The following is a 22,630-nucleotide window of genomic DNA, read 5'->3' as shown; positions in this document are numbered from 1 at the left end:
TCCATACCACTATCAATCTGTGCAATACTGATATCTCATATTTTTCGAGATATCTCATAAATGAAATATTACCACAAAGAATAGTGCTGTGCATTATAAAATCTGAACATAACAAAAAAACCTTCTAATATAAAGGTTTCTGATCGCATTATGTATTTGATGATGTGCAATATTAAGATGTGCAATTTATTTTAGATAAACACGAGCAGTCATGAATAGATGATCATTGTCGTAAGTGGTCCACAATGTGCCGCTGAAATCCTCTGGACCGTTATGGGAGCCTTTTCTCGAATGAACATCTGTTATTAGATCAATTCCCACCACATCCTGTAGATCATCTAAAGAGCCAACCGTTCGAAATACCAGCGGAATTCTTGATTCGGTTGGAACAAGCTTGACACTCCCATCACTTTGCAATACCGCCCCATCTTTCAAATACAGCTTAAATTGATAGGATTGCAGTGCTCCCTCTGTTATTCCTGACAAAGGGAAGTCGATTGTTCGCACGGTATTTCCAGGGATAACTAAGTTATAAACTTCCGAACCCGTAGCAGACCCAATGCTCCAATCTATCCGTTTTAAATGACGTTTTGTCGGTCTTTCATTCACAAACGTTATTTCCATCATGTCTGCACCATTCTTCACCACATGCTTTGACGATATTTGTTCTGCCTGTTGGATCATAACGTTATCAGATAACCCTGCAAACACTCCTTCAGTCGTGCGTACCGATGCCGTCGCCATTTTGCTTCCAATCTGTTCAATCCCCGGAAACTGAACGCTGTAATCTCCGGTTGCATGTATGGGAATTTCTTTCGTTACACCTTGAAAATTCACCTCGGCGGTAAGCGCCTCTTCATGCCCGAGGTCATTAACATGAAGCGTAAGTGCTACGGTGTCATTCGTATAAGAGGGGGTGCTAGACAGGGACATAGGACTAGCTTGAACAATACTGTCCATGTTTCCTTGAACAAACAGTGGCTCACCAGTTAATGTTAGGTATACTTTTCCTTGAACCGGTGTATATGTGATCTTCCGCCCCATCATATCCGTCACAGTGAGCGGAACTTGTGTGTTCAAGGTTACATCCTTTTTGTCCAAAGACCAGAGAACGTGAATGTTCGCATTATTCTTTTCGAAACCATAGTGATAAAGTCCATCCGTTATATCTTGACTTACAACATCCGCACCCGTTAACTGTCTTGTAAGTGTAGCAAGAGCCATATAGGATGGTTTAGGTGTATAGGAGCCTAACACATCACCCGTATTATGGATGATTCCGAAATTATGTTCATTGTTAAGTTTATCCGTTCCAGTGTCCATCAAGTTGTACCAGAATATTTTCTCGACACCTGCCGCGATACTCAGCACATACGTACGGATCAAGTAAGCAGCCTGTGTGTTCTCATCTACACCTGTTGGGTTCAAATGAGTTGGCCAACCAATCTCCGAGAACCACAGAGGGATGGTCTCTCCGTCATTGTGATCTCTCACAAGTTGATTCAAGCTGTCTATCTCTGCTATCAATCCCTCAGGAGTTTGCGGGTAGCGGTAGGGATGAACAGAAAGCGAATCCATATAATCCAACCCACCAAGCTCGAATACATCTTCAAGCCACTCTTGGGGAATACCTGCCGTAGCTCCACCAACGACGTTCAGTTCGGGACTACTCGATTTAGATGCTTCATAACCTTTCTTCAGCACATTGAAATAGACATCCGCTCTTGAAGCTGCGGGACCATTGCCACCGAAATAAGGCAAATTGAACTCATTCCATATTTCTACCGCTTTCAACTGATCTCCAAACTTTCCAAGCATGGCTTTTACATAGTTCGCATAGGCAGTATGCGCTTCATCTGTATAGGGAGTTTTGCCCTCATCATAATATTTATTACTGAACGCCAAGACCATGAATGGATCAATATTGAATTCTTTAAAAGACTGCATAGGAAGGGTAAACTTCGGATTGAACGAGTATTGACCTTTATTTACCTCAACTTCTGACCAATAGAAGGATTCCCGTACGTTTTTGGTGCCCGCATAATTCAGAAGCGGAATCATTTCCTTATTCCAATTGATACCATAATGTGTTTGAACGCCGAATGGAGATTCCGTTACAGCAGATAGGTCAAATTCAGGAAGTATGGCAAACGTCGTTTCTATGGTCTTCACTAAGCTTTCGTTGTGATACGATTCTACTTTCAGTCTATAATATCCATCTTCTGGCATCGGTAAATTAAGCCTTAATTTACTTTCCGTGACCGGAGCGGTCCCCGAAGATATCGGTTCTCCCCACGCATTACTTGTACTCCATTGAATAACATCACCTGTAGTCAGAATGTCAAAATCCGCTGATTGACCACCTGCGAAAACATTTCCAACATGAACTTGGGCTATCGCTAGATCAGGGGGTTCGACCTTCACTCGTATATCATCTAGCCAGATAGATCCCGACGTTTTACCTGATTTCATGGATGCTTTGGTCAACTTGAAATGAATTTTCTTTAAAGGACCATGCCACACACCATCATTACTCCCGCCCCACTTCGTATAATTGATCCCTGAAGTAAAGGAGCTTATAGTCACCTTCTGCCACTCCAATGATTGGTCCAGAATGATCGTTTGTTGATGGTTCTGATTCGTATTGTCAACCAATATCAGATCGAACTTCGCCATGTCCGCTGTCTTTATCCAAAAGCTAAGTTCCAGCGCGTTCGTTGGTAGCACACGTTTAAATAAGTACTTCTCTAAAGAAACATAGCTGTTCGTATAACTCGATATGCTACTGAAATCTAGCTGCAGCTTTCCGGAGGAACTCCCTGTGTGAAAGTTCGCAGAATCTCGACTGAATTCACCGTTTCCTAGAGCACCCCCGCTACCGATCAAGAAATCCCAAGCTTCGTCAGTACTTTCGAAATCACCTACTGTCAATTCAGGGATATTATCATCTGCATATGTTATGGATTCGGGGGTTCTCGTTAGGAAAGAGGATAAGGATAAGGAAAATAGGAGAATAAACACAATAAAACCGACAAGCACATGCTTCAATCTGATCATGTATATATCACTCCTTTGTTATAAGAAGTCCCATGATGAATGTTAGACGGATTCTAATCTAATCTTTAGAATCCGTCTTCGCAGATGATAACTTTCAATGTTATTTCAAAAATTCCTTGTTCGTCTCATACCATTCTTGTGCTAATTTCTCTACATTCTCACCACCAAGGCGTTTCCATTCCTTGCGAACTTGCTCCATTCCTTCTTCAGGACTTAATGCTTTCCCACCTGTTACTACCTTGACTTCAATTTGTGTTGCAATAGGAGCGAACGTAGCAATAAGTTGACTCACTTCAGGAAGATCTGGGCTAAATGCGATATCCCTACGATATTCATTCTTAAGCGCTACTTCTAAAGCTTGGGATTTAGATTGAGCGATTTCTTGAGAAAGAGCATCTTGAGCCGCCATGATCGGAATCCACTCCGACTTGGTATTCCATTGACTTAGAATAGCATATTCATTCGCGTAGGCTACTTCCTGACGATATTTGTCTGAATCAAGCCTTTGCGGAACTTCACCATCCACTAGCTTGTAATGGACATTCTCCTCACCGAACTTCATACTCACCCAACCTTTTTCCAACATCCAATCTAAGAATTTGACGGCCGTTTCGATTCGATCCTTATCCATGTTGCTATTGAATGCGACTAGAACGTTAGAAGGCAATTCTTGATACAAACCATTTTTTCCATATTTACTTGCTACCGACTCTAGGGGAGCTAACTTGGCATCAGGTACATTCGCCTTTAGATCACGAATTTCATTATCCATACTCCAATTCGCGAAATATATCCCTGCCTTACCTGTCGTCCATAGTTGACGTGCACGTTGGAAATTACTATCGGTGATATACTCTTTATCAATCAGTCCTTGGTCGAATAATGATTTCTGAAAGGCAAGTGAATCGGTGAAACGATCTAACGTTCTGCCATATTTCATTTGCCCATCTTCCAAGTACCACTGGTTCTCATTAGTGAAGAAGAAAGCACGCATAATTTGGACTGCGTTACCGTTAAATACGATGGGTACCGTATCATCTTGACCATTACCGTCTGGGTCTAAGTCTTTAAATTTCTTGGCTACTTCAATCAGTTCTTCCACCGTTGTTGGTGCCTTTAATTGTAGCTTATCTAGCCAATCCTGACGAATCCACATGCCATTATTAGCTATGGACTCAATGCTTCTCTCACTTGTAACCGCATACATCTTTCCGTTGATCGTCATAGCCGATTTCAATTGAGGATGTTCCTCTAAATATTTCTTCAGGGTCGTACTGTACTGTTCGATAAAACTGTCGATGGGCTGGATAGCCCCCTGATTCGCCAATTGAGCGATATAATTTCTATCGTATTCCCAGATTAGATCGGGTGCACTTCCAGATGCGATAAGGGTACTTAATTTCTGCTGAGCCTGCCCTCGATCCACTGGAATCCAATTCACTGTAGCTGGAGAATTCTCATTTATCCATTTCGTCCACCGGTTACTTTCGTAGCTTCCTTCCTCTGTAGGCACACTCCCTCGATCAAAGGCTGAAATACTGATTTCTTTCTTCGGTTCTGCTGATTCATTATCTACAGTTGTAGCTACGGGTGTCGTTATTTCTGGTGATTCCGAGGGATTCACCGACGTAGCATTATTACTGCAAGCTCCCAACATCATGACACATAAGATCGCCGCTAGAACCGATTTCCACGCATGCTTCGAAATTCTCAATCGTTTCATCCCCTTTTCAATTCGTTTTGCCTACTATATATCAAGAACCGAAGGTCCGATGATATCATCCTTTCACGGAACCGATTAATACCCCTTTGACGAAATGTTTCTGCAAAAAAGGATACACAATGAGTATCGGAGTAACCGCGATTACAATGGCTGCGGCTTTGATTCCTTCCGGTGTCAGCATGACTTGATCTACACCTTCACTACCATTATTCAAAAGACTTTGATTCACTTGGAGAATCATTTGATAGAGCTTAAGTGTTAATGTCTGCTGGGTACTCTTTGTAATATATAACAACACGTTGAAATACGAATTCCACCAACTCACTGCATAAAACAACGACAGTGCGGCCATAATCGGCTTACACAAAGGCAGAATAATTTGAACTAGAATCCGCCAATCCCCAGCTCCATCGATCGCCGCTGATTCCTCTATTTCTTCAGGTAACCCTTCCATAAATGTTTTCATAACGAACATATTATAGGTACTGATGAGTGCCGGAAACCATAATGACCAATACGTATCCATGAGTCCCAATGACTTCACGAGTATGAAATTGGGAATGACGCCTGTAGTGAACAACATTGTAAATATGATAAACATCAGAAGTAGATTACGACCTTTAAGTCTTTTTCTGGAAAGCGGATAAGCAGCTAATGTCGTTAACACCATATTTAGTAGCGTCCCTACAAGGGTGACCACGATTGTATTCCCCATTGCGACAAAGAGTTGACCGTCATCGAATAGTCGAAGATAGGCTTGTATGTTAAACTCAACGGGCCATAAAGATACTTCACCTGCCGTTATGGCCCTACTGCTGCTAAATGAAGAGACGATAACGTACCATAATGGATATAAGGCAATGAGTGAAAAGAGAGCGAGTACGGTGTAATTTGCAGTCGATCCTGCTCGAGACCAGACAGATCGATTGTTTCGACGAATGATCATGAGTTACCAGAGCCCCCTCTCCCCGAACACTCGGGTTAACCTATTTACACCTACTACCAGAATCAAGCTCACGAGTGATTGGAACAACCCCAATGCTGTTGTATAGCTGTAATTCATATTTTGCAGACCAACTCTATAAACGTAAGTACTAATGACATCGGCAACATCCAACACCGACTGATTTTGTAAGATGAGTGTTTGCTCTAGTCCCACATCTAACATATTACCCATACGTAGAACTAGCAGTATAGCAACAGTACTTCGTATTCCCGGTAGTGTTATATGCCAGATCTGACGTAGCTTACTCGCCCCGTCAATCTTCGCTGCTTCATAGAGCTGAGGGTCAATCGAAGCCATCGCTGCTAAATAGAGAATAGTTCCCCAGCCAGCTTCTCTCCAAATACCCGACAGTGTGTAGGCAACTGGCCACCATCTCGAATCAGCCATAAAGTAAATAGGTTCGATACCGAATACATTCTCAAGGACCGCATTAACAACACCTGTACTCGGAGAAAGGATCGCAATGAAGATTCCTCCTAAGACGACCCATGAAATAAAGTGGGGTAAATATAGTAGGTTCTGTACGGTCCTCTTGTACCATTCTTTTCGAACCTCATTAAGTAACAGTGCTAAAATGATAGGTACAGGAAAACCAAAAACAAGACTGTATACATTCAATACCAACGTATTACGAAGAACTCGCCAGAAATCGATACTTCCGAATAAACTTTCGAAATGTTTGAATCCCACCCATTTGCTCCCGAATATCCCATCCCCTAAGCGATAATCTTTGAATGCTATCATCTCGCCGATCATGGGAGCATATTTGAATACGAGATAAAACAAAATTACAGGCAACAACATCAGATACAAGTGTCGGTCACGTATGAAGCGATTACGGAGAGTGGAACGTTTATCGTTCATTGGGTTCATCCTTTCTTTGTGGGCAACTCGATCGTACCGTGAGATCGACACATGTGAAATAGACACGTTCTGAACTTGATGACTATTCTTGTGAAATGCAGAGTCACGATTCTTATACATGGTTCACTTTCTTGTGATACGAAGGGATAATCCCTATAATGACGCGGTTTTTTTGATCATATAACTTACAACAATCAAAAAACATGTACAGGTTAATCCTCCAAATGAAAGAAGATTATCTCCGATACATGTTTATCTTTTCAATCATAATGAGTGCCTGATTCATTCTTATCCCCAGCCTGTGACTGGTTCCGATACTCTATCGGTGTCATGCCTGTATACTTTTTAAAAGTCCGAAGAAAGCTACGGGTGTTCTGATAACCAACAGCTTCAGATATCTCATTCACTTTCATGTCCTTAGCCGCTAGATGCTTCTGGGAAGCATTCATACGTATGCCAATCAGATAATCAATAAAGTTACTTTCTGTGTATTCTTTAAACTGTTTACTAATGTAGGTTGAACTCAAATGGAATTCTTGCGCTAGACGATCCAAAGAAAGATCATTCTCATGGAAATGGTCTCCTATATAGAGAAGGATTCGTTCAATCGTCTCGTTACTGCCCCTTTGGCTTCGTTTGGCTTTGATTTGTGTGGCCAACACCTCAAGAAACTGAAATACGATCCTCTCCATTTCTCTCAAGTTCCCGCTACGGTTGATTAGCTCGTAGATATTCTCAAGTTGGCTCATGGATTCTTTCTGGTCGATCCCCGTAGAGCCAACCGATTGGACCGACTTGATGATGAGATCGAATGAAAGTTGACGTATCAAATCAGGGGATAGATTCCTATCGATTGCCTCACAAAAGGTTTCGTGTACATACTCCTGCAACTTCACCAAATCAGTGATTTTCAGCGCATCCGTGATTCGATCTGCCATACGAATGAGCCGATAATAATCTTGACTATCCAGGGGTTGCAGATCTTCAATCGAGATGACCGAGTGTTGACCGAATACCATTTTGTAATGAAGTGCCTTTTGCGACTCGTCGTATGACTTCGGAATATCCTTCATCTCACTGTAACCACGACCCACACCCACCGTCACGACCAGATCAAACTGCTTCTTCATCATATCGATGATCAGTTCCATGATCGCAAGCGCACGTAAGTGATTCTGCTCCGCATCCCCTTCTGCGAAACTTAAGATGACGGCTGCACGCCCACCTCCCACATCAATGGCAATGCCTGCATTCTCTACATTAATCAGTTCCTCTGCGACATTACAGAATGCATAGGTATACAGCGTTTCATCTTGGGATCCTAAGACTATTCCCTCTTTATTAACCTCCGCCGTACAGACAAGAAATCGATCTGGAAATAAATGAACGCCTACGAATTCCAAATGGTGCAGAACCGCCAAATAATCCGTTCGATAACCGACAAGCATATCCATCATAATTCTCCACTTCAGAACCGGCTTCGAATCCCGAACGTGTTGTTGAAGATGTTCCCGATCCAGCAATAGCTGATCGAATACTCTTTCCAGATAGGTCAGACCGACATCCGTATGTTCCTCTGTTTGATTGAATGTATAAGTTCCTGACATTTTACCTACTAATTGTTGAAGTGGTTTAAAGGTCCAACGGCTCACGTAAAAAAGTACGACCAACGCTAGTAGAATCATACCTCCAGCTAACGCGATCAGCAGATTACGTGTCACCCTAATCGGCTCATAGATTTGTGACTCCGGTACAATACTAATCAATTTCCAACCTGTATAGTTCGAGTCACGGTAAAATATCGATTGACGAACACCATCAAGCTCACCTGTAAAAGTGCCGCTTCCTTGCTTTGCGAGTACGCTTTTGATATGAGGAAGTTCTTTGATATTACGGTAGATTTGAGTCTTATCGTCGTGCGTCACGATATTTCCATCACGATCGATAATAAACATATGGCCCATGTTACTATCCTCGTAGACAGCATTAACCATATCGTAGATAACCTTTTCATTGATGTTGACAGCTACCATTCCCTTGCGATATCCGGGACTACTGATTGCCGGGTAAGATCTCATTAAAGTAATGACGTCTTGGTTTCCGTTACCATCCCAGACCTGATGAGTTGTTAACCACTTGAAATATTCTGGCATGTCCAAATAATCATCCAACCAGTTATGTACTAAGGGGGCATCTTTCATATATGCTTTGTCCGTCAACATGTGATCGCTTACAGAAGAATATACAAAAATAGATGAGAATTGGGGATTGGTATTAATGAAATTTCGTAGCTTTGTGTTTAATCCGTAAAAATTGCTATATCTCTGACCCTCATCCATATAACTATCGTACATAAAATAAACGAACTCAAGCTCATTCATTAACGTTAGCAGATCTTTTTCCGTCTGGCGAAAAGCCACTTCAATTTTTTGATCCACTTGTTTCAATAACGCTAGATTCGTATCATTCAAATCATTTCCTAGCTTACCTACCGTTCCTGTGTAAGATAACCCAAAGGTCAGCGTGATGATCACTAATAAAACGGACCCATAGATCAACATCACTTTCGTCGATAGACTGAACTTCATACGTGTTATCCCTCCGAATGTGTCCTCTTGCAAATAAGAAGAATAGTTCCTACCCAAGATCATAATCACCCTAAATGTGTTCCACCTTCAAAGTGGAATAATCATCAACCATCTTATTTAGATGATATGCTTGTATTCCCTTTTCATTCATCAGATGAGGTTGATCCCCTGACGATTAGGCTACCAGAAAGTAGAATCGGATCTGTCTTGAACCCATTCATTCGGTCAAACAACATATTCATCGCGGCTTCTCCTGCTAACTGACGGGGATAGTCGATCGCTGTTATTGCTGGAGATAGTTGCGAAGACATTAGAATATTCTCGCAGCCCGCAATGGCCAAATCATGAGGTACACGGATTCCTCGTTCATGACATGCAGCTAAACATCCTGCAGCCATCAAATCATTCGCGCACACGATTGCCGTGAAGTCTAGATGTGCTCCCACTACATCATCAAGTAAACGACCGAGCACCGCTCGAGCCTGTTCAAATCGACCCGAGCCATCAAGTATTCTCGATGCAGAACCATTTAAATCTAGACATTCAAGCCGCATCCCTTCGCAAAAAGCGTGATATCGAACGGCATAGTGAAGGTTATTACCGCCGACAGTCATAAAGGCGATCTTTTCATGTCCCTGCTGACGCAAATGAGAAAGAAGGCTACTCATATTGGGTAGCCATTCAATGTCAACATAAGGAGTGTTGTTCCTTTTCCCTCCATCCCAATCAGAAGGCTGCATAACGGATACGATGGGTACTTCAAGGGCACTGAAATATTCGAATGTTTCTTGGCTAAAAGATTGACCCAGTAGGAGAACCCCATCTACCCGCCCCATCAACAAGGCTCGCAAATCTTCTTCTCGATCCGACTCGTACGTCTGCACAAATACGAAATATCCATGTAGCTTGGCAGTTGTTTCGATGTGGAGTAACAGACCTGCCTCGAATGGATTCCCGATATAATGAATTAGCACAGCAATTTGCTGTGTCTTCTTAGTCTTCAAGCTACGTGCTATCTGATTCGGACGATATCCAAGTTCTCGAATGGCTTCTTGTACTCTGAGCTTGGTTTCTTCCTTCACGATTTTGCGATTATTTAACACATACGAGACCACGGCAACGGACACACCGGCGCGATCTGCTACTTCTTGTCTTGTCACCATGATAATGAACTTCCTCCGTTCATCCATTACAAGGAATTAGCTATTTATTATTCCATCATTCCAGACCATTGACTTGTTCTTCTGTAACCATTCTTTCACTGGAACCATAGAATCGTCAGGCACATAATAGTTGAACGGATTATCACTAATGATACCTAATAGTTGCTTACGAATAGGACTCGCATCCTTCAGCAGTCGTTCTGAAGGAATCTTATAATCAATGGGACGCATCCAAATAGGACTATACCCAAGAAATAATTGACGTCGAGTTAGTGCTGAATGGTTAGGTGCACCTGAATGCCACAAATTCTGTGAGAAAATAAATACATCGCCTGGATCTCCACAAATCTGAATTTCATCCGTTAGCTGTTCTCTTACATTGTCCGAATCCGGTCGGTACACACGGTTATGCGATCCTGGAATAATCTTCGTATTACCGCGGTTCGGTTCGGACATATCGCTCAGGATATAACACACTTTAATATAGTACGTCGATGTAAGTCCTCCGATGCTTGGAAACTGCGGATGCGGTCCATCCTGATGCCAGTTGATGAAGCTATTCGTCGCTGTCTGTACATCCCCCGGATTAGGCTTCCGAACGGTAAGATGAGAGATATGCAATTGAATGTTATAACCTAGTAATTGAACGATTAGGGGTAGCACCGTAGGTTCATCGATTAGAGAGGCAATTTCTTCATGTCGTTCTACACTGTTATACACATTGTAAGAAAGTGATTCAGGTTCTTCGTCTACAATTCCATCGACAACAGCATTTAATCGCCTTACCCTGTCTTCACTCAATACACCCTTCAGCAATAGGTAACCCTCATCATTAAACTTCTGGATCAATTCCGAGTGCACTGTTTGAATCGTTGTCAATTTGCATACCTCCTAAAGAAATGAATATAATTTACTCGTGTAAATTTAATATAAAATTACTATATTTTACTAAAACTTGTCCTGTCAACATGTTTGCTGAATGCAAAAAACCTACACGAGTCAGCGTTCTCGAGTAGGCTTTCACAATTTCAATTTGTCATATTGAGTTGAGTACTATTCTTTCGAATCGTCTTGGTGCATTTCTTTCCGACGATCATTCTTCTTTTGTTGAAACTGTTGTGCCTGCTGTATCCGTCATTGGATTTAGATATACATAAACGCGACCTGATTCGGATTGTTCACCCCTTCGCAATCGGTATTGGCGCTTGAACCGTACCCGTACATGTAGCAGTCACTTTTCCGTCACCCGTTGCAGCGGTAATAATGACTGTGCCCGGAGCTTTACCTGTTATAAGCCCATTACCTGTTATAAGCCCATTACCGTTTACCGTCGCAACAGCACATTACCGGAAGACCAGGTTACAGTTTTAAGTTGAGCATCTGAAGGCATAGCCTGTGCGGTAATTTTAAAGTTTTGTTCTGCTCAACAGTTGCCTGCGTTTTCGGCAATTGCCATCGATCAGCATCACCTCCTTTGAGTTGAACGAAGTGAAACCGCCTACAAACAATGCAAGTACCATTGCTTTTTGTCTTTTAGATGAAGTAAGTCACTTGTTGAATATGTAGTGTCGGGGCGCAGTCCCATTCCCCTGATGAAGTATAAATTCGTGGAAAGATTAGGAAAGATTACAAACTCTATTTATTAACATTTTCCCCTATTCTTTTTTGATGCAGGTTATTACTCATCTGCAGCTTATATCGTAGCCCTTCCGATAAGAGGTCAGAATGATACAACATTCGAAATCATGATATAGTTTTAGGCTATTTAGAAACCGATCTCATGAACTGATTTGGACTCACTCCAGTCGCCTTCTTAAAAACCCGGCTAAAGTGCTCCGTACTAGCATATCCTGTACGCTCTGCGATTTCATATATCTTTAGATAAGGCTCCTTCTTCATGCTTTCCATGGCCTTTTTCATGCGTACTTTTGTAACAAATTCTTTGAAAGTCTCACCTACCGCATTTGAGAACAATGTGCTGAAATAACCTTCACTTAAATGCACGATTCCACTTACTTTTCCAAGTGTACTATCTTCATTATAATGCTCCATAATAAACTCTTGTGCAATTGCCACAACCCGATTCATCTGACCCGCCTGCTTATCTATCTCTTGAAGAAGCTGTAGAACCAAGTTTGAATCCTGGTTTGCAAACGTTCGGCGGAGTCAATCTGCCAAGCCATTTGGTATACGTCCTCTATCCTTTTAATTTCTTGGCTATTTACAAAACCGTTATCATACATGAACTTCACTAATATCATTAAGAGTTCCATATATCGGGCACGCAGTACCTCATTTCCCATGGAGGCAGAACGCTTTATCAGTGTAAACATTTTGTCTAGTTCTTGCAGCACCGATTGCTCTTTCCCCTCCTTCAATGCATCCAGCAAGGTTTGCTCTTTCCCGATCAAGGTCTCTCCCGACTGCTTCAAGAAATGTCTAGCATCCTCAGGGTAAATGATCCTATGCTTATTAATAACAAAGCGCAAATCGGCATTTTTTCGAGCTTGAAGATAAAACTCCGGGATTTGCCTTAACTCTTCACACAGTTCACTTACTCCTATCGTGACTTGAAGATTGGTGTATTCCCTCAGTACAAAAATGATTTGATCCAGAATCTGCGAAATACTCTGTCGCACATAAATTAAACTACTCGTTCGAAACGATAAGAGCACCACGTATTCATACGGATTACAGCTGATTACTTCACCTGTTCCTACTTCGGTTAGCACCTGATCAATAGACTTTAATACGGAACTTACAAACTTCCCAATAGACGAACCATACCGCTCCTGTACCTCAGCCAAGCCTTCTACTCGAATCACTGAGACTGTAATGTTGGTCCATTCAAACCTCATATTCAAATCCTCCAGATTAGAAGGCTCCAACTGAGGATTCACGCCAATTTCAAGCCATTCCCGAATGGTTTGCTGTTTCAAGCGTATCCGTTCGCCATTAAAGATTTCTCTCGACTGTTTTGACATTGTCTGTTCAACCTCACAGTCATGCTTGATCCTACACATGAGATCGAGTACAACATTCGGATCCATCTCCGATTTAAGAATATAGTCATTTACCCCCTTCTTAAATGCTTTCCGTACAAATCCAAAATCATCGTACGCACTTAAAATGACAACATGTGGTGAAATGCCATCCAACTGATTAAGCTCATCAATAAGTTCTAAGCCATCCATCACAGGCATTTTCAAATCTGTAATCACAATGTCAATATCACGATTCTCCTTGATATACTGCAATGCTTGATAACCATTACTTGCTTCATATACAATTCGAAACCCATTAGATCCCCAGTCAATCAAAGTAGTTAATGCCAATCTCATAATCGTCTCATCTTCAACTATCATTACATTCATCATATGGCTCGTCCTTTCAATGAAATATACATGTTCATGACAGTGGAAGCAGAATCGTAACGGTGGTGCCTCTACCTAACTCGCTATCCATTTTCAAACCGTACGGATGACCATAATTAAGTTCAATTCGTTTTAGAACATTATGTACACCTAAGCCACTAAAATTGCCACTCTGGTATCCCCCCCCCTGCTTCAGCATGTCTCTAATTTGCTCACCTGTCACTCCTCTACCATAATCAGTGATTGTAAAACATACTCCAAGCTCATGTCGAATCGCATTCACCTCAATGAGTTCGTTTACATTTTGTTGATCTAATCCATGAAATATGGCATTCTCAAGAATCGGTTGAAGAAGCATTTTAGGCATGCTGTAATTTAATAGCGTATCATCAATATTAAACTGGATATTTAGCTTGCCTCCATAACGAACCTGCATAATATGTACGTATGACTCAAGTATTCTGATCTCCTGGCCGATTGGAGCTAACGAGTTGGGTTCACGAAATACATGAGTCAAAAGGGCAGATAGACTGTCGATAATTTTACGTATATTGTCTGTCTTCGCGATCATAGCCATAACGCGAACGGAATTTAAAGTATTCGATAAGAAGTGTGGATTAATTTGTGACTGCAAAGCTTCGATTTCAGCCTGACTACGCGCACGTTCCTTCATATCACGTTCTTCAATCAGATCTCTGATCTGCGAAACCATGCGATTGAAGGTATAGCCCAGTCGCTTAATCTCACCTCTTCCATCTGCCTTAACTTCAATCTGAAAATCACCTTTTTCCACCTTTCTCATCGCTTTAATAAGATTCTGTAGCGGGCTATGTATACCTCGAAAAAACCAAAGTATAAATAATATAAAAAAAGTAAAACTGCTAAATATAAAAATGATGGATAACTTTAAAAATTGATCTGCACCCCTCGTAACAATACTCTCATCCAAAATATTGACGATTCTCCAATCTGTCTTCTCAAACGAATAAAGCTTAAGAAGTTTATTTTCTCCATTGATCTTCAGAAAGGAATAATCATCATCACGATTGCGAGATTGCTTCTGCATCATTTTGGATACTTCCACCATAATTTCAGGGTCTACCTTATCATGATTGTTCTGATTCATAATTCGATTACCGTTACGATCAATAATGAATTGTTCAATTTCAGGATTTGAACGATTGAAATCAGGAATAGAGGCGTGAGTCGTCAAATATATCATCTCCACCTCTGTGTCCAAAGACCTTTCCGGATGAAGTAAAAAGGTAAACTTATCCTGTTTATCCGAAGTGATACCGTTCAGACTGTCAACAATGAATAATGTTCCATTGCTGCTCCTTAGTGCCTCTTGATACCATGGCAGATTACGAATGGAAGATTCAGACATAACAGGAGGATTTTTAAAATAATAATATCCTCCATCCTTTAAAGTAAAAATAACGCTCACAATATCATTACTATAATTCGAGATACTATTTAAGTATGAATCTATCTCACGAGCAAGTTGAATTTTTCCGACCGAAGTCGAGCTTTTGCTCCACTCTGAGACTTCATCTAATATCATATGATCATTCACATTAGCGATTGTAGCAATGGTAAGTGAAGCCCGTTTCACCTCAGCGTTCATATTGTCCGATGCTATATCCAGCTGTTGATCAACTTGATCCATTGACCTTTGAATTAATGATGTTGAATAATATTTATAAAATATTGTGATAAATAAGATGAATGGAACAATGATAATCAACACAAAAGTCCGGATAAAATGCTTAGTAATCCCTATTTCTCTATGTCTGAACATGAATACCCCTCCATACATATATATGCCACTTATTACCGGGTCCGATCACTAATTACTTCAGTAAAAATAAGAAATGTTAACTTAAAATATGACAAAGAAGATACCCTTCAATAACGCACTAGAACAGGCGATCTTCTTTGTTAAATGTTTATAAGCCGATCTTGGTTCACATTCGAACTGCGATTTTCTCTATCTTTAAAAAAGATGGCTCCTGATGATTTCAGGAGCCACCCATTGTTGCTGCTCAATTCTTAAGGGCTAATCAATATCCGCCCTTCCTGGATGATTTTCTTGATCGTACTCCGATTAAACGGCCTTAAGTTGGTTCATGGTATTCTCCCTACCTTCATTGGAATGATCAATCTGCACTAACACCCCAATGCTTCCTACCCGAGAATAGCGCTGTCGCCAAGGGTGACGACCGACTCTTTGGCACCATGCAGCTCGAACAACACAAGCTCGTTTTCTCCTTTTCGGAGGAGAGGACCCGGGATGTACAATGTTTTCTGCGGCCCTACCATTTCCCAATACCGGCCAAGGTTAAACCCGTTGATGTACGCCACACCTTTGTTCCAGCCTTTCAGCTCAAGGAATGTATCTGCCGTTTCATCCACTCGGAACGTCCCTTTGTAGAATGCTGGCTGGCCTTCGTGTTTCGCTTCTGATGAGGCATATTCCAGCTTTGACAAATCTTCCAAAGGCAGGGTATGGATCGTCCAATGGTACAGGAACTGCGCGCCAAAACGGATTCCTTCGGTAATCCCTTTCATATCCCGCAGGTATGGGCCGTAGTTTATCCTCCCCATATTTTCGACGAGCACACTCAATTGTGCACCTTCAGATGGGATACTGAAAGAAATGGGCTTCGCGTCTTTATTCCAGCGCTCCACTACGCCTTTAAACTCACCGTTGACAAAGATCTGCGCACGATCATGCACATTCTGCAAATTCAGCTCTGTTTCTTTACGTGGTCCAGAAATTCGTGTTGTGTATAAGATGAAGCCGGAGTTTTGTCCCAACATCTCCATAGGGTCCGGGCATGTTCTTTGCACCGGCGTAGACAACTTATCTAGTGATTCGAACAACGAAGCATGCTGCGACATGTTCACTTGGCCGTATGCTTTTTTCTTGATCGGTTCAGGTAGCTCCAGCGGTCCCAGTTCGACGTATTTGGCTACAACATCGCGTACGGCATAGAACTTCTCTGTCACATCGCCTGATTCGTTGATCGCCACATCGTAGTCGTAGCTTGTGATCGTCGGCATATACTTAATACCGTCGTCGTTTGCTCCGCTCCAGAAACCAAAGTTCGTTCCTCCATGGAACATGTAGAAGTTGACAGAAGCGTCCATCGCCAGCATTTCGTCGAATACTTTCGCCACATCGGCGGTATCCCGGATATGATGCTGCCCGAACCAATGATCGAACCAGCCGTTCCAATACTCCATGCACATGATCGGGCCTTCAGGTTGGTAAATGCGAAGCTCATCGAAAGCTTCCTTCGGCCGTGAACCAAAATTGACAGTCTCCAACACACCCGGTACCATACCGCCTTGCAGCATAAAGTCTTCTGGTCCATCGGAAGTGAACAGCAGCACGTCGATGCCTCGTTTGATCTTGCTCTCTTTTAAATATTCTAAATATTGCACGTCGTTTCCATAGCTTCCGTACTCATTCTCGATTTGCATCGCGAAGATCGGCCCGCCGTTCGTACAGAGCAGTGGAACAAGCTTCGGCAACAAAACGTCAAAATAGGCATCAATTTTATCTAGGAAAGGCTGGTGGAAACAGCGTAACCTCATACCGGGATCAGCCAACAGCCAAGCCGGCATTCCGCCGAATTCCCACTCCGCGCAAATATACGGACTCGGGCGAACGATGACATGCAGTCCCAGTTCGCCTGCTATCTCGATAAACTTGACGATGTCAGCCATGCCTTCAAAGTTGAACTGCCCTTCGTGCGGCTCGTGAAAGTTCCACGGTACATAGGTTTCTACCGTGTTGAAGCCGCAAGCTTTCAACTTCATCAGACGATCCTGCCAATACTCGGGAACAACGCGGAAATAATGGATTGCGCCTGAAATGATTCTAATCGGCTCGCCATCAAGAACAAATTGATTACCTTCCACTGCAAAAATAGACATCATATAACCCTCCGTTAATTTATGATTTAGATTCGTGTATGAATCCTTTAGCTGATTTCACTTTCAACAGGCATCTCCCGGTATAACGGAATGGCAATCTGAACCGTCGTTCCAAAGCCCAATTCGCTCTGAATCGTGATACCCAAATGATTCTCCAAATTGCAGCTTGAGCAACGCCGGATATGAAGAGGCTCTTCGAACATGGCATGCTTCAGAGCAACAAACAGTTGCAAAATCAACTTTACGGTATGTATTCCAAGACAGAGAATTGATTATCAAAGTTAACGGCAAGCCTGTCTAGATGCTTTATCTTATGTATGCCAATATTAGATCGGACCTGCCGGAGTTCCTCGCGAATCGGGATGATAGATTCCCCCTCAACCAGGGTAAGACGGTAGAACGTTGCTAGCACGCTGACCATTTGGTAAAGCTTCTCCGTTTCTCCTAAACGGGCGAGCCTGCTGATCGAAGATAACGTATTGTACAAAAAGTGCGGTTTAATTTGAGCCTGAAGCGATTCCAGATCGGCTTCTTACTTCTGAAAGATGGTAATATAGACCTCCTGGATGAGGTCTTCTATATTCTCAGCCGTCTCATTGAATCGTAGAAATTTGAGCGAACTAATCCGAGTCGGTATCCTGAATGCGCTTCGCAAAATCCCCTTCCTTAAATACTCTGAGAGAAAGCGAATACAGGAAAAAGCTAGTCTTTGAAAGCGCATACAGATCAAGGTTGTAAACAACACCATTTTCTTAAGATTCTGCACCAATTCGAACAGCTGTTCCAGACTGTCATGAATGAGGTCAGGATTGTAACTGACAGTAGCTGCGAACGTTTTTCCATGATATATATTTTAAAAAAATGGGTAAAATTATCAATTAAATGTATATAGTATACTAAATTAGTATACTATACCACCCACTAAGAAACTATAGGCCGTTCATTTTATTCAGATTATGCTGCCACTTCTTCTGAACTAATTCGAGTACTTTAGGGAATTTTAGCTTATTCTTCTCTTCAATCGTTTTATTCAGAGTAGACTCGACTTCCCCGTCGCTCTTGGCATAATTCATAGCGGACCATCTAATTCCGAGCCTCTATCTAGTATATGACCATAAAGACCTATCACCGTGGGGCAGGAGTACTGCTTATTTTCTCAATAAACTGAATATGTGGAGTAAGTTAAATTTGAAAATTATCTGGGCAAAGTATAATGAGTCATCTCTACCATGATTGTAGAGGTGAGAACAATGGTCAATTATCAAGGCCAGAGGTCATTCGGCAGGTAAATAAACCTTATTATTTATTTTTCCATCCTATCCTCCCGCTACTTATAAGTTAATGACAATAATTTGGATTTCTTGATAGCTGCCAGTTACCACTTGTTCAGTCAGAAGATCAATGACTATGACATTTTCCCCTATTCTTTTTTTGATGCAGGCTATTACTCATCTGCTGCTTATATTATAGCCCTTCCGATAAAAGGTCAGAATGATAAAACATTCGAAATCATGATATAGTTTTAGGCTATTTAGAAACCGATCTCATGAACTGAATTGGACTCACTCCAGTCGCCTAATCATCCTAGCGGAAATCCAGATCCAAGCCCCCAAGATATTTCAACCACAAATCGCTTAAAGGAAGCCGGAACGATCATAGGTATAGAAGTTCTCGACCACATCGTCATCGGCCATCAAAAATATATCAGTTTGAAAGAACGAGGGTTAATGTGAATCATACACATTAATCCTCATTTTATTTGGGGAGGCTACTATAACTATGGCAACAGCATTAAAGTTCCATGCAGAAATTCTAATTGAAACTGAGAATTTATCCTATGAAGGGGTGAAGCTGCCGAATAGGGGAACAAGACTCGAACCCCTTGTTGCATATAAGTTCGCATGTGAGCATCCCGAGAGGGCGATAACCGAGAAGAAGGTTATTTACTGTCATTCTGAACATCGCTGGGCATTAAGCAATTTCGATCGTGTCCTTTTTCATTCTATGACCTTGCTTTGGATGAGCTATAAATATCCATCGCCAACTTCAGCGCCTTGAATCCCTCTTCGCCGTCGATCCAGAACCTGCGATTCTCGCGGATATGGTTGTAGAAATCCTCAATCAGTAGGAAATGTCCGGTACCCCAATAGGATTTAGCTCCGAACGATCTCGATGCCGGATCACATATAAGAGTCTCCTGTTCATCCTTCCAGAGATACAGGCTATCTCTACGTTGCAGTAGGGTTCCATGCTCGAAGACTACTTCCAGTTCAACTGGTGAATTCACCAAGTAAGCATTCGTTCCATAGAAAAGCGCTCTAGCCTTATTGCTAAACTCAATGCAGGCATGGGCTGAGTCCTCAACCTCGATTACGCCATCCAGAACATCCGTTGTCACACTGCCTTGCACCGTAGCGATATTCCCCCCGAACCATTGAAGTAGATCCAGGGTATGGATGGTCTGATTCATGAGTACCCCGCCGCCTTCGGTGGCCCAGCGCCCTCTCCAATTACTAGATCGGTAATAGACTTCATCCCTGTGCCAGGTGACGACGCCTTTCAAGCAGATCAGCCTTCCCAATTCGCCTGATTCGATCGTCTGTTTGATGTGGACAGATGGATCATTGTAACGGTTTTGGAATACTACGCCAAGCTGCCCCTTGCTATTTGCGGCTGCCTCCAGCATGCGGCGAGCCGAGTCCAGATTCGCAGCCAAAGGTTTTTCAGTAAGCACATGCTTGCCTGCCTTAAGCAGTTCGATAGCCATTTCAGCATGAAGATGATGCGGAGTGCATAAATGCACTACATCAATATCGTCTCTTTCGACAATCGTACGGTAATCATCGGTTGCCGAGCATCCCAATTCCAGTCCCTTCTGCTCTGCCTTTGATAGATCGTTATCAGCAACAGCAAGAAGCTCCACACCCTGAAGATTGGCCAGTGCTTTGGCATGCAAAGGAAAAATAGTGCCGCAGCCGATAATCGCTGCACCTAATTTTTTAGTGTTGTTCATCTTTTGCTCTTCTTTCTGCGCTGCTGCGCTAACGTAATTGATCCGGTGTTAGATTGATCGACTGGGCTTGTGCGATCAGACACAGCTCTGCAGCCTTGAAGGCATGCTCCTGGGTCATCGCCAATTCCGTCCGGTTAAGACAATCCAGAATCAGCTCACCGAAGAATGGAAATCCGATCTTGCCCGCAACATGCTCGTAATGCTCACCTTTCGCATCGGCCCAAAAGACATGGTCACCTGTATTGAGACGGCCGAGGTCAGTATATTTCCGCAGCTCAATGTAACCTTCTGTCCCCAGAATCATAGTACGACCGTCTCCCCAAGTGCCCAGCCCCTCAGGTGTAAACCAGTCCACGCGGAAATACTGAGTTGCGCCGTTGTCGCCAACAAGCGTCGCATCGCCGAAATCTTCCAGTTCGGGATAACCCGCATTATTGTAATTTGCCACTTTGCTGTGGAGTACCTCGGCCGACTTACAGCCAGCATAATATAGAAACTGCTCAATCTGGTGGCTGCCAATGTCGCAAAGAATACCTCCGTATTGCTTACGATTGAAGAACCAGTCTGGACGGCTTGGCGCATCCAGTCGGTGCGGTCCTAAGCCAATCACCTGAAGCACCCGACCGATCCGTCCTTCGCGGATTAGCTGTCAGGCATAAACTGCGCTTTCTACATGCAGTCGTTCACTGAAATAAACCATATACTTCTGCTTGGTCCGTTCCACTTGGAGTCGGGCTGCCTCTAGCTGTTCTAGAGACGTGAATGGGGTCTTATCCGTGAAGTAATCCTTGCCATGCGCCATCACTTTCATGCCAAGCGCTGCCCGCTCCGAGGGAATTGCTGCCGCGGCAATGAGATGGACAGTGGGATCTTCTAGAACCTCTTCCGCTGACCGGGCAGCTTTTACACCAGGGTATGTGTCCATGAAGTGTTTCACCTTTGCTGGATCTGGATCATAGACCCATTTCAGCTGCGCCCCTGCTTCCATTAGACCGTTGCACATGCCGTAGATATGACCGTGGTTCAGTGCCATGGCCGCTATGACGAACGACCCCGCCTGTACTACCGGTTTAGCTTCGTGGCGGGGCGCATAATTCATCCCGTCCTTACGACTCATTTCGTGCTCTCCTGGATGTAGCGTCTCAAATAATCAAGGCTGATCGAGACACTCTCAAAGGGGTCACGAAGGCATACATCCTGTTCGACCACATACCATTCCACACCAGTCTCACGGCAAGCATCTAATATTCCCTTGTAGTTCATATTCCCTTCACCCAACTCGGCAAAAGACTGTCTTCTATTCACGATAGCCATATCTTTAAGGTGAACGACCTGCATCCGCCCTTCTAACTTGCGCGTCCATTCGATAGGGTCGGCCCCACCAGATTGTGCCCAGTACAAGTCTAGTTCAAAACCGAAAGTCTCAGGATTCGACTCGTTCAGAAGGATGTCCATTCCCGTTACGCCATCCAAACGTTCAAATTCAAAATCATGATTATGATAAATGAATTGCAAACCATACTGTTCCTTGAGTCGATACGCGATTTCCGATGCCTGCTTAGCAAAGGTACGAAAACCTTGCTGACTGGTGCGGTATTCATCCGGCAATCCGCCGATACCGACATACTTGCAATCCCACAGCTGATGTTGCCGGGCCTGCGCGTCCAGATCATTCTCCAGCCTATTCCACGGAACATGAGTTGCACAAATCTTCAGGCCGCTTTCGTCGGCATATTCCTTGACTAGAACCGGGTCAATCGGCCCAATGCCGGACACTTGAGCAGCAGTATACCCGATGGCCGCCACCTTTTGAAAAGTCGTTCTTAGCTCTTCGGGCGTCTGGGAAAAATCCCTAAGGGTATACATTTGAACAGCGATATTGGAATGTTGCATCTGA

General features: G+C 42.9%; 16 protein-coding genes and 2 pseudogenes. 2 read left to right on the top strand and 16 right to left on the bottom strand.

The features are described from left to right. Positions 1 to 186: 186 nt before the first annotated feature. The 13 genes from BW961_RS10585 to BW961_RS30440 form a co-directional block, all read right to left on the bottom strand. Positions 187 to 3,057, bottom strand: coding sequence for a DOMON domain-containing protein (locus BW961_RS10585; protein ID WP_068584931.1), 2,871 nt, complete (start codon positions 3,055 to 3,057; stop codon positions 187 to 189). Between the two features lie 100 nt (positions 3,058 to 3,157). After that, a complete protein-coding gene (locus BW961_RS10580) occupies positions 3,158 to 4,780 on the bottom strand; it encodes an extracellular solute-binding protein (protein WP_411830741.1) in 1,623 nt (540 codons plus the stop codon). 55 nt (positions 4,781 to 4,835) lie between these two features. Then, the gene (locus BW961_RS10575) at positions 4,836 to 5,726 is read right to left on the bottom strand and encodes a carbohydrate ABC transporter permease (protein ID WP_068584934.1); all 891 of its coding nucleotides are present in this window, start codon (positions 5,724 to 5,726) and stop codon (positions 4,836 to 4,838) included. Between the two features lie 3 nt (positions 5,727 to 5,729). Beyond that, positions 5,730 to 6,650, bottom strand: coding sequence for an ABC transporter permease (locus tag BW961_RS10570; protein ID WP_068584937.1), 921 nt, complete (start codon positions 6,648 to 6,650; stop codon positions 5,730 to 5,732). Between the two features lie 260 nt (positions 6,651 to 6,910). Continuing rightward, entirely contained in the window at positions 6,911 to 9,238 is a 2,328-nt protein-coding gene (locus tag BW961_RS10565; protein WP_169810282.1) for a helix-turn-helix domain-containing protein, read from the bottom strand. Between the two features lie 143 nt (positions 9,239 to 9,381). Beyond that, on the bottom strand, positions 9,382 to 10,401 hold the full coding sequence (locus tag BW961_RS10560) for a LacI family DNA-binding transcriptional regulator (protein ID WP_068584942.1): 1,020 nt from the start codon (positions 10,399 to 10,401) through the stop codon (positions 9,382 to 9,384). 36 nt (positions 10,402 to 10,437) lie between these two features. After that, complete coding sequence (locus tag BW961_RS10555) at positions 10,438 to 11,280, bottom strand: phytanoyl-CoA dioxygenase family protein (protein WP_068584945.1); 843 nt, start codon at positions 11,278 to 11,280, stop codon at positions 10,438 to 10,440. 882 nt (positions 11,281 to 12,162) lie between these two features. Then, positions 12,163 to 12,534: a helix-turn-helix domain-containing protein gene (locus BW961_RS10550; protein WP_076576793.1), complete on the bottom strand. Its 372-nt coding sequence runs from the start codon at positions 12,532 to 12,534 to the stop codon at positions 12,163 to 12,165. Beyond that, entirely contained in the window at positions 12,507 to 13,778 is a 1,272-nt protein-coding gene (locus BW961_RS10545; protein ID WP_076576790.1) for a response regulator, read from the bottom strand. The genes BW961_RS10550 and BW961_RS10545 overlap by 28 nt, the downstream gene beginning before the upstream one ends. A 31-nt stretch (positions 13,779 to 13,809) precedes the next feature. Next, positions 13,810 to 15,576 carry a cache domain-containing sensor histidine kinase gene (locus tag BW961_RS10540; RefSeq protein WP_068584951.1) on the bottom strand — a complete coding sequence of 589 codons (1,767 nt, stop codon included), beginning with the start codon at positions 15,574 to 15,576 and terminating at the stop codon, positions 13,810 to 13,812. Between the two features lie 386 nt (positions 15,577 to 15,962). Beyond that, positions 15,963 to 17,720, bottom strand: a complete 1,758-nt coding sequence (locus BW961_RS10535; protein ID WP_068584954.1) for a glycoside hydrolase family 35 protein — start codon at positions 17,718 to 17,720, stop codon at positions 15,963 to 15,965. A gap of 241 nt (positions 17,721 to 17,961) precedes the next feature. Then, positions 17,962 to 18,243 carry a histidine kinase gene (locus BW961_RS31910; RefSeq protein ID WP_082867452.1) on the bottom strand — a complete coding sequence of 94 codons (282 nt, stop codon included), beginning with the start codon at positions 18,241 to 18,243 and terminating at the stop codon, positions 17,962 to 17,964. A 406-nt stretch (positions 18,244 to 18,649) separates the two neighbouring features. Continuing rightward, complete coding sequence (locus BW961_RS30440) at positions 18,650 to 18,793, bottom strand: hypothetical protein (RefSeq protein WP_156510121.1); 144 nt, start codon at positions 18,791 to 18,793, stop codon at positions 18,650 to 18,652. Positions 18,794 to 19,297: 504 nt separating this feature from the next. Between BW961_RS30440 and BW961_RS10520 the strand changes: the two are divergent. Continuing rightward, a pseudogene (locus BW961_RS10520) lies at positions 19,298 to 19,453 on the top strand (JAB domain-containing protein); the annotation flags it as partial. A gap of 46 nt (positions 19,454 to 19,499) precedes the next feature. Beyond that, complete coding sequence (locus BW961_RS29885) at positions 19,500 to 19,778, top strand: hypothetical protein (RefSeq protein WP_139331603.1); 279 nt, start codon at positions 19,500 to 19,502, stop codon at positions 19,776 to 19,778. Here BW961_RS29885 and BW961_RS10515 read toward each other — a convergent pair. From BW961_RS10515 to BW961_RS10505, 3 genes and pseudogenes are all read right to left on the bottom strand, one after another. After that, on the bottom strand, positions 19,723 to 20,733 hold the full coding sequence (locus BW961_RS10515) for a Gfo/Idh/MocA family protein (RefSeq protein ID WP_068584960.1): 1,011 nt from the start codon (positions 20,731 to 20,733) through the stop codon (positions 19,723 to 19,725). The two genes, BW961_RS29885 and BW961_RS10515, sit on opposite strands and share 56 nt — an antisense overlap. 28 nt (positions 20,734 to 20,761) lie before the next feature. Then, positions 20,762 to 21,850, bottom strand: a pseudogene (locus tag BW961_RS10510) (Gfo/Idh/MocA family protein). Continuing rightward, the gene (locus tag BW961_RS10505; RefSeq protein ID WP_068584963.1) at positions 21,847 to 22,626 is read right to left on the bottom strand and encodes a sugar phosphate isomerase/epimerase family protein; all 780 of its coding nucleotides are present in this window, start codon (positions 22,624 to 22,626) and stop codon (positions 21,847 to 21,849) included. The pseudogene BW961_RS10510 and the gene BW961_RS10505 overlap by 4 nt, the downstream one beginning before the upstream one ends. Positions 22,627 to 22,630: the final 4 nt, after the last annotated feature.

It is taken from the genome of Paenibacillus macquariensis, from assembly GCF_900156375.1.
Lineage (GTDB): Bacteria > Bacillota > Bacilli > Paenibacillales > Paenibacillaceae > Paenibacillus_AQ > Paenibacillus_AQ macquariensis.
Note: the sequence above shows the minus strand (reverse complement) of the source record. Positions and strands in the feature narration are given on the sequence as shown.